The organism is Mesorhizobium sp. M7A.F.Ca.CA.001.10.2.1 (assembly GCF_003998575.1).
In the GTDB taxonomy this organism is placed as follows: Bacteria; Pseudomonadota; Alphaproteobacteria; order Rhizobiales; family Rhizobiaceae; genus Mesorhizobium.
On sequence record NZ_RZQY01000226.1, the window covers coordinates 1 to 8,446 of the forward strand.

An 8,446-nucleotide genomic window follows, 5' to 3' on the forward strand; every position below is an offset into this window, starting at 1 on the left:
CCACAAGGGGGAGGGTGGGCGCCTCTACTGCCGCTTGTATTCCCGCACCGGCGACTTGGTGTCGTCGGTGTAGGTGACCTGCACCGACATCGATTTCACGCTGTCGGCGACCTTGAATAGGGCTGGTAGTCGTAGGGGATGGCGTAAGGGTCCTTCTTGTCGCAGGGCGGCATCTTGATCTCCTTGTCGAGCGCCGCGCCGTTCAGGCTGTAATGCACCTGCTTGATGGCGCAGCGGTAGGACAGCATCTGGGTGAAGTAGACCAGCCCATGATTGCCGCTGGCATCGAAAGCGATCCACGAGGTCCAGAACTGGTCGAGGATCTGCTTGTTGCCTTGCTGGAGCGCGGTCTCCGGGTCGAAGCGGATGTCGAACGGGCCGGTCTCGCGGCCCCTGATGTCGAGATATTTGATGGCGATGATCCCCGCCACGGTGCTGTCGGGCATCTCGAAGCTCGGATTGGCCATCGGCTTGCCGGTCGTCTGGTCGTTCATGGCCAGGAAACCGGTGTCGGTGAACGGGCCGCTGTCGCCCATGCGCCAGGAGATGGCGGTCGCCGGCTCCGGCAGCGAGATGGTCATCGACCAGCCCTGGTTGGAGCGCATCGGCGTCAGCGAAGGCACGAAGCGGGCGGGATCGAGCACGTCGCCGAGTGCCGCCAGCCGGTTGCGGCTGCGGTCCAGCCAGTCGGCCAACTGCGTCTGGTCGACGACATATTTGAGCAGCCCGCCATCCTTTTCGTAGGACACGAACCTGGTCAGCGCCTTGGCCTCGTTGCGCTTGTCGGCCAGCGTCTGGGCGCCGAGCCGGTCTTCGGAAAACTCCTGCGCCAGCAGGAAATAGGCCGGCGCGAAATCTGGATTGGCTGATATGAAGGCGTTGAGCTTGTCGAGCCGCTGGGCGTCGTCGAACTGCTGGATATGCACAAGCTTGATCGACAGCGCCTTGCCCTTGTCGGCAAGCGCGCCGAACACTTCGCGCGCGCCGGCCTTACCGTCCTGCACCCGAAGCAGCGTGGCAAAGCGCGTGTAGGGGTCGATGGCGTCGACATCGAAACCGGCGAAGGCGAGGTAGGAGCGCCGCGCGTTGAGCATGTCGCCGGACAGCTCGTAGACGCGGGCATTGTGGTAGAATTCGTCCGGCCGCTTCGGCTCGGCAATCGCCCCGCCTTGCGCGGCCAAGGCGGCAAAGCCCTTGGCGATGGTGTCGATCGAGGCGGCGATCTGCTGCGTCGTTTCTTGCAGCTTCTCGGTCTGGGCCTGCTGCTGCGCCTGGCCGGCGGCCAGCGTCTCGGTCTGCTTCTTCACCTCGTCGGTGGTCTTCTGCACCTCCGCCGTCTGCTGCGTCTGCTGCTGCTGGGCGTTAGCGATCTCGTCGGCCTTCTTCGCCACCGTGTCGGTCGTCTGCTTGACCGCCTCGACCGTATTTTGCATCTGCGTGACGGTCTGCTCGATCCTGGCCACTTTTTCGGACACGATGCCCATCGACTGCTGCAGCCCGGCAATGGCCGGCACCAGGCTGGCGATCACCCCGTTCTGGGCGTTGGTCTGCTGCTGCAGGCCGTAGACGCCACTGGCGACGGCCGCCGCCGTGGTGGCGAAGATCAAGGCCGGCAGCGCTCTGGCCGCCAGCACCAGCCTGAGCACGATGGCAATGGCGATGATGATTGCGGCCACCGCGGCGGTCAGCGCGATATAGGCGGCGAACGGCGCCAGCGGATTGAGGATGTCTGATACGGCACCCCCGATAAAGGCGACACTGCCGGCCCATTTGCCGGTGCGGCTGAGCGATGCCCTGATAAGCGAGGGCGCTGCGCCCCCGGCCCCGATATTCGTCATGCCAAGCCCCCAAGCCCTGAGATACCACGCCCCTTCCCACGGGAAACGCGGCCCTGGCAAGGAAAGACACGGGAAAACCGGCGTTTTCGGGGCAGATGCTCGGCGGGGCCGATAGCCGACGCCGGCGCTGCCCCTCATCCGCCTGCCGGCACCCCGTGAACGGGGAGAAGGGAGATGCCGCGGCGTTGGCGTTCACTCTGCGACGCCGGCGGTTGGCGAACCCGTCGAGGAGAGCGTCCTTCTCCCCGTTCACGGGGAGAAGATGGCGGCAGCCAGATGAGGGGCGGCGCCAAGCTCTGAAAATATGCGCAAACCTGGGCAAATGCCTTGCTGCCGCCATTAACCAAATGGACGCATCACATGCGTTACGTTAGCTTCGCCGCATCTCAGCAACAGCCGACCCCAGAACAGACTTGCCCTTGTACAACCCCCTTCCGCTCATCCAGAGATTTTTTGCGGCACTCGCCCTGCTGGTGCTGCTTGCCGGCTGCGCCACGACGCCGCCCGACAGCGTGCTGGCCGTGCCGGCGCCGGCGCAGAAATATGCGGCCATCGTCGTCGACGCCAGGACCGGCAAGCAGCTGTTCGAGGTCAGCTCGACGGCGCAGCGCTACCCGGCCTCGCTGACCAAGATGATGACGCTCTATCTGCTGTTCGAGGCGCTGGACTCCGGCCGCGTCAGCAAGCAGACGCAGATCCCGGTTTCGGACCATGCCGCCTCGCAGCCGCCGACCAAGCTGCGCTTCCGGCGCGGCGAGAGCATCGACGTCGATTCCGCGATCCGCGCCATCGTCGTCAAATCCGCCAACGACGTGGCCGTGGCGGTCGGCGAATATCTCGGCGGCAGTGAAGCTCAGTTCGCCGCCATGATGACATCCAGGGCGCGCCAGCTCGGCATGACCAGCACCATTTTCCGCAACGCGTCCGGTCTGCCCGACGGTGGCCAGATGACGACGGCGCGCGACATGGCGGTGCTCGGCATGGCGCTGCATCGGCGCTTTCCCCAGCAGTTCCACTATTTCTCCGAAAGCGATTTCATGTTCCGCGGCCGGCTGGTGCGCGGCCACAACGACATGCTCGGCCGCGTGCGCGGCGTCGACGGCATCAAGACCGGCTACATCAGGGCGTCGGGCTTCAACATCGTCACCTCCTACAACGCCGACGGCCGCAATCTGATCGTCGTGGTGATGGGCGCCGACTCAGCCCGCCAGCGCAACGACCACGTCGAAGCGCTGATCCAACGGAGCCTGTCGCCGACGACGGACGGCGCCAAGACCAGGCTGATGTTCGCCGAGCAATAGTGGCCGCGGCGCGGTTCGCGTCTGGGTGCTCGGCTGCCGCCCACCACTTCGTCATCCACGGGCGAAGCAAGGAGCATAGCGACGCGGCGCAGACCCGAGGATCCATGCCGGGACTCCAAACGCGTCACCAGGGTGCAGAACCTTGCGCACGCTGGCAGGACAGAGGGGGGTGATTGGCGCCAACATCGGGCAAGTTCTGCACCGCAAGCGACACTCGCAGGTCGCGGCATGGATCCTCGCGTCTGCGCGTCCGCTTCGCTCCCGCTCCGCCCGTGGATGACGAAGTCGGGAAGCGATCAAAAACACTTGTAGTCCCACGAAATCCGTCGCGATGCTGGCGATGTTGCGGCATACGTCGCCCAGCACCATCAGGAGCCCGCACCCATGAGCACCGTCCCCAAAACGCCCGAGCAACCGGAAGACAACCAGCACGACAGCGGCGGCGAATATTTCGAGGCGCCGACCCTCAGTGAGCTGGAGGCCGATCCGGTATCGGACGAGCACTTCGAGACGCCCGAAGTGCCGGACTCCGAACCTGCGGGTCCCGGCGCCCACCGTGGCAAGCCGAAGAAAAAACCGTCGGCGATCTCGGGCCGCAAATTCCGCAAGCGCGACCTGGTGCGCATCGACACGCTGCGCCCGAGCCTCGCCGACCGCATCCGGTCGGACCATCCCGACCTGCCGGCCGGCGCCCGCATCAGCCGCGCCGAGCTCGGCCGCTACCGCATGCGCTACATGGAGGAGCTGCTGCAGCAGGAGCACGGCGAATTCTCCGAGCTCGACCGCCAGGTGGTCGAATCGATCGCCAGGCAGGACACGATTTCCGAAAACTCGGAAGAAGAATTCGAGGAGCACCGCACCTTTGCCGACCGCGTCTCCGACAACATGGCGGCCTTCGGCGGCAGCTGGTGGTTCCTGATCTCGTTCGGCAGCGTGCTTCTGGTGTGGATCGGCATCAACCTGCTCGAAGGCATGAGCGCCGCCTTCGATCCCTATCCCTTCATCCTGCTCAACCTGCTGCTCTCCTGCATCGCCGCCATCCAGGCGCCGATCATCATGATGAGCCAGCGGCGGCAGGAGTCCAAGGACCGCCTGCGCTCCTTCAACGACTACCGCGTCAACCTCAAGGCCGAGCTCGAAGTGCGCCATCTGCACGAAAAACTCGACTACCTCATCTCGCGCCAATGGACGCGGCTCGCCGAAATGCAGCAGATGCAGCTGGATGCGATGCACGAACTGGCGGGTGCGAAGAAGCCGAAGCGGGCGGTGCGCGGGCGGCGGACGGTGAAGGCGGGGGCGGCAACCTCATAGGCCGCAGCCTGCACGCACCGGGCCATGTCGCTGCGCCAATCTCCAATTGCCCGTTGAAGCCCGCGCCTGCTTCCGCTAAGAAGCCGTGACTTGCCGGTTCACCGGCTGGTTCGTTTTCCGGATTCCGGAAAGCACCCGTAGCTCAGCTGGATAGAGCGCTGCCCTCCGAAGGCAGAGGTCACAGGTTCGAATCCTGTCGGGTGCGCCAGAATGCAAAGGGGTCCGTTCTGGACACTGCGTTTGGCGGTGGCTGCTTTGCGCCGCATATCAGCAAGGATAAGCACAATCGCTCAGCTACATGACGACACCGGCATTGATTATGGTGTCGTAGCCGGATAGCGCTGACATTAGTTGTCTAGACGAACGATTCGACTTGTCTTTTTCCTCGGGCTGTCTCTCACTACTCGCAGCGCGAAGTAGTCACAGGCGTGGTCTCGGGTCTGCTCGCGGGACGATTTGCCTTGGAACTTCACTATCTCACACCGAAAATCCGAAGGGCAACTATCGACGGAAAGGCGGCAACGAAAATGCTCGGTGAGGACCTGGCACGGTCATACCACAGTCTTATCGCAGACATGCGGGGCGCCATTTATCTCCACGAAGTGCCGGATGAACCAAAGGTTAACTGGGCTGAAGGCAAGATCGGGTTAAGCTATCCATTGGGAGATTCCGCTGTAGTGGAGGTGGAGCCCATCGGAGCCGGTGTGATCGACACGACCAACTGGGGCGATGTTCACCGCGTTAAGCTCTTGCGGATTCTCAACAACGGAAAGCTGCTAGCATGATTGACCCTAACTGGTCTTCACCGCCGGGCGACACGATAGTGCGGCTCATGGACACCAAGGAAATCGACGGCGCAGAACTCGCTGACGCATTGGGAATATCCACAGACGATTTCGACGCTTTGATTAGGGGCCACCGTCGGTTGACAGAAAGTGACGCCGGTGTTCTGGCCGACAATCTAGGGTCTACGACGCGGTTCTGGCTGGCCCGCGATAAATCCTACGTTTTGGATATGGCCCGTTTGGACGAGAGTTCACAAGACTCAGAGGCGTCATGGGTCGCATCGATGCCGGCAGCATCGATGCGCAAATTCGGTTGGGTCCCCAAAGGCAGCAAGTCTAAGAACAAACTCAAGGACGAGATTCTCGCATTTTTTGGCTGCTTGACTCTGCAGGAATGGGGACAGCGCTACTCATCGGGCGTGGGCGCTGTCGCTTTCCGAACCTCACTATCCCTCGCGTCCGACGGCATGGCCACACTGGTCTGGCTGCGCGCCGGCGAATTGGCCATCGCCGACCGTGACCTGCCCGAGTTTGACCTCTCGGCATTTAGGAACATGCTTCCAGGACTAAAGAAGCTTTCAGCTTTCAAACGGCCATCCGCGTTTGTTCCGCGCCTCGTAGCCGCTTGCAGATCTGTCGGTGTGGCAGTAGCAACCGCCCGGACTCCGGACGGTTGCCGCGCAAGTGGCGCGTCCTGGTTCGATACCAACGGCAATCCGGTCATCCTGCTTAGCTTCCGCCATATGGCGGAAGACCATTTTTGGTTCACGTTCTTTCATGAGGCTGCGCACATCGTACTGCATGGGCAAGACCATATCGACGGCGAAGGCGCTGTATTCATGGGAACGGACACGGAGACTCAAGAACGAGAGGCCAACGAGTTTGCGCAAGAATTGCTCTTTCCTGCCAATTTTCGGGAAGAACTCGACAACCGTGGCGTGGGGCCGAAGGCTATCATGGCCATCGCCCGAGCGGTGGATGTCACACCAGGTATCATCGTAGGTCAGTTGCAGCGGGCCGACGTGGTGGATCACAGCAAGCTGAACTTCCTCAAGCGCCGCTACCGTTGGGGTGAAGACCCAAACATACCTGACCTGATCGACTAACCTCTGAAATAAGTGTAGATCGTCGGGCTCTTCTGCCAATTGCAGAGACTGTCTTCAAGCACTTGCTTACCCACGTTGAGGTAGTCGTCGAGCGTATCAACCGCCCTCTCGATCTCCTTGGGCTTACCTTCTGCATTGGTCGCTCCCAAGACTAGCAGCTTAGCCCCGAACAACGGGCCGGTGGCGCCCGTTAGGTACACACTGTCGGCGTCAATCGGCGCTAGGTCTAGCTTGCCCAACATGGTCAGGAAGTCGAACTTGCCCAAGCGACCAAAACCGTAGACATCCTTCATCGATCGGTAGAGCTTCTTGAAAACTGCCGTAGGCTCCTGGCCAACCTCTTTATGTATCAGCCGCACCTTGGAATTCATACCACCCGAGGCCGTCAACCATTCGTGGAAAGTACTGAACACCTTGCCAATATTGCCAATCTTCTTGCTTTGGTACTGACGGTGGTTCGAAAATCGTCCGGATATAGATTTGGACTTCAGGTCATCCTCATGCGTGGTTAACATCGCCTCAAAATCGGCCCTGTTGACGCCATAGCGCTCCAAAGTCCACACCGGCCCCTCTCCGAACGAGCCCATGACGTTCGCGGCCAGCTTCCAGGCATCTTCGGCGTGTTTGCCAAAATGAGTGCCCAGAAAAGCTATCCATACCGCTTCGTCGCGGCGGCCCTTGGTATCAAGATAAAACGCACCTTTCAGAGGATCGAAAAGAGGGGAGTACGGATTGATACGATCAGCCGAGATGGCTGGGCGATGGCGGAAATTCCGCACATACTCGATCCGTCGGATGCTCGACACCATCTGCTCAACCAGTGTCTGTCTGGCCGCGGGATCCGCGATACCGGGAAGTGGACCGAATTCGTCTTCGTATGCCGCAAGGCCTTTCAGCAATTGGAATTGGCGGTCCCTATGGATTCCGTTGGGCATCTACTTCTTCCGGTTCGAACAGTTCTCGGATGACCGGATCCGCCACTTTCTTCTTAGCGATCCGATCGAGCACATAGAGTTTGAACCCGTCATGGTTCAGCCGGTTGAGCAACTCGGCGGCACGCTTCGTATCCCGTAATGTGCCAAGAGCAAAGACGCGCAGCAGTATAATCAGGTCCCGCCAATAGGGGTCGAGATCCGCCACGGGTTCGAAATTCGGGTTGCCGGCACGGATTTCACGTTCCGCTTCCAGCACTTGCCATACGGCCGGCCACGGATCGCCCAACGGCATCGGCGGCATGGGGACGATGTCGTGCAGCCCCTCGTCCACGTACTTCTGGGCGTTTGTACGCGGCTTTTGCCTTTCCGTGTCGTCGTAGAGATGTAGGCTGGCCACCGAGTGATGATAGGTTCCTGGTTCGACCCCTAACTCACGCGCGGCGATCTCCTGCAGCATGGTAAACGAGAAGACGTCATGCGGCAGCCCGAGGAAAACGTCGTTGGACCGCATGTGCACGTGTAGGTGAAGCCGTTTCTTCCTGATGACGAAATGCAGCGTGCAGGTGCAAGGAATGTCCTTGCTTTTTTTGCCGTCTGCACCGTTTCGAGCACCGTCGGCGTTCGCGTAGATTTGGATGATCGCGTTACGCGAACCGGGCTCGGCGCGCAGAGTGTCGATCACGCGCTGCCATTCGTCCTTGGGCTCGGCGTCGCCGTGCAGGCGAGCGCGCCCGAAGATACGGCGGCCATAAGCGCCGTTGAGCGTCTCGCCGTCGTCGGAAAACTCGTCATATCCTTCGATGTAGTAATTGATTTGGTCTAATGCGTCGCTGCCTGACAGGTACCAGAGCAGTTCGCCAAGCGGACTGAAAACTCTAGCGCGCGCCTCGGATCTTCCCAGTCGCGCACGCGGATTAGTAAGTTCGAGAAGCGCACCGAACAACTCGGTGCTTGTACCTTTGCGTGATCTCACGCGGTTGTTCCGCTTGTTACCGGACAACAGCCGCGTGAAAACCTTTCGCATTAAATCGTCGAGATTGTCGGCAGAGTGATGAAACACGCACGGTCCTTGCTGCCGAGTCTGCTGTTGAACCTGACTATCAAGCAAGATCGATTCGCGATTATATCTCAGCAGGAAGAGTATCCGGCTGCAATTGAATATTCCACCAC

7 protein-coding genes and 1 tRNA gene are annotated in these 8,446 nt (G+C 60.9%); 5 read left to right on the forward strand and 3 right to left on the reverse strand.

Features of this window, described 5'->3' with window-relative positions; all coding sequences use genetic code 11:
- Positions 1-95: 95 nt before the first annotated feature.
- Positions 96-1,838 (reverse strand): methyl-accepting chemotaxis protein, encoded by a 1,743-nt coding sequence (locus tag EN964_RS16215; protein WP_236383084.1) that lies wholly within the window; start codon positions 1,836-1,838, stop codon positions 96-98.
- Positions 1,839-2,257: 419 nt separating this feature from the next.
- Here EN964_RS16215 and EN964_RS16220 point away from each other — a divergent pair, with 419 nt between their 5' ends.
- The 5 genes from EN964_RS16220 to EN964_RS16240 all read left to right on the forward strand — a co-directional run bounded on the left by EN964_RS16220 (position 2,258) and on the right by EN964_RS16240 (position 6,341).
- Positions 2,258-3,139 carry a D-alanyl-D-alanine carboxypeptidase family protein gene (locus EN964_RS16220; protein WP_236383085.1) on the forward strand — a complete coding sequence of 294 codons (882 nt, stop codon included), beginning with the start codon at positions 2,258-2,260 and terminating at the stop codon, positions 3,137-3,139.
- Positions 3,140-3,523: 384 nt separating this feature from the next.
- Positions 3,524-4,450, forward strand: a complete 927-nt coding sequence (locus EN964_RS16225; protein ID WP_127267264.1) for a DUF1003 domain-containing protein — start codon at positions 3,524-3,526, stop codon at positions 4,448-4,450.
- A 131-nt stretch (positions 4,451-4,581) separates the two neighbouring features.
- Positions 4,582-4,658: transfer RNA gene (locus tag EN964_RS16230), tRNA-Arg, on the forward strand.
- Between the two features lie 253 nt (positions 4,659-4,911).
- Entirely contained in the window at positions 4,912-5,235 is a 324-nt protein-coding gene (locus EN964_RS16235) for a hypothetical protein (RefSeq protein ID WP_127267265.1), read from the forward strand.
- A gap of 47 nt (positions 5,236-5,282) precedes the next feature.
- Positions 5,283-6,341: an ImmA/IrrE family metallo-endopeptidase gene (locus EN964_RS16240; RefSeq protein WP_164749084.1), complete on the forward strand. Its 1,059-nt coding sequence runs from the start codon at positions 5,283-5,285 to the stop codon at positions 6,339-6,341.
- On the opposite strand, the gene EN964_RS16245 is transcribed toward EN964_RS16240, so the two are convergent.
- Positions 6,338-7,276, reverse strand: a complete 939-nt coding sequence (locus EN964_RS16245; RefSeq protein ID WP_127267267.1) for a hypothetical protein — start codon at positions 7,274-7,276, stop codon at positions 6,338-6,340. The two genes, EN964_RS16240 and EN964_RS16245, sit on opposite strands and share 4 nt — an antisense overlap.
- A partial coding sequence (locus EN964_RS16250) for a thymidylate synthase (protein ID WP_206528724.1) occupies positions 7,257-8,446 on the reverse strand: 1,190 nt, incomplete at its 5' end. The genes EN964_RS16250 and EN964_RS16245, both read right to left, overlap by 20 nt.

What these genes read in the sequence shown, in the direction of transcription:
- EN964_RS16215 (WP_236383084.1), bottom strand. Translation starts at nt 1,838, where the DNA reads ATGACGAATATCGGGGCCGGGGGCGCAGCGCCCTCGCTTATCAGGGCA.
- EN964_RS16225 (WP_127267264.1), top strand. Translation starts at nt 3,524, where the DNA reads ATGAGCACCGTCCCCAAAACGCCCGAGCAACCGGAAGACAACCAGCAC.
- EN964_RS16240 (WP_164749084.1), top strand. Translation starts at nt 5,283, where the DNA reads ATGGACACCAAGGAAATCGACGGCGCAGAACTCGCTGACGCATTGGGA.
- EN964_RS16245 (WP_127267267.1), bottom strand. Translation starts at nt 7,276, where the DNA reads ATGCCCAACGGAATCCATAGGGACCGCCAATTCCAATTGCTGAAAGGC.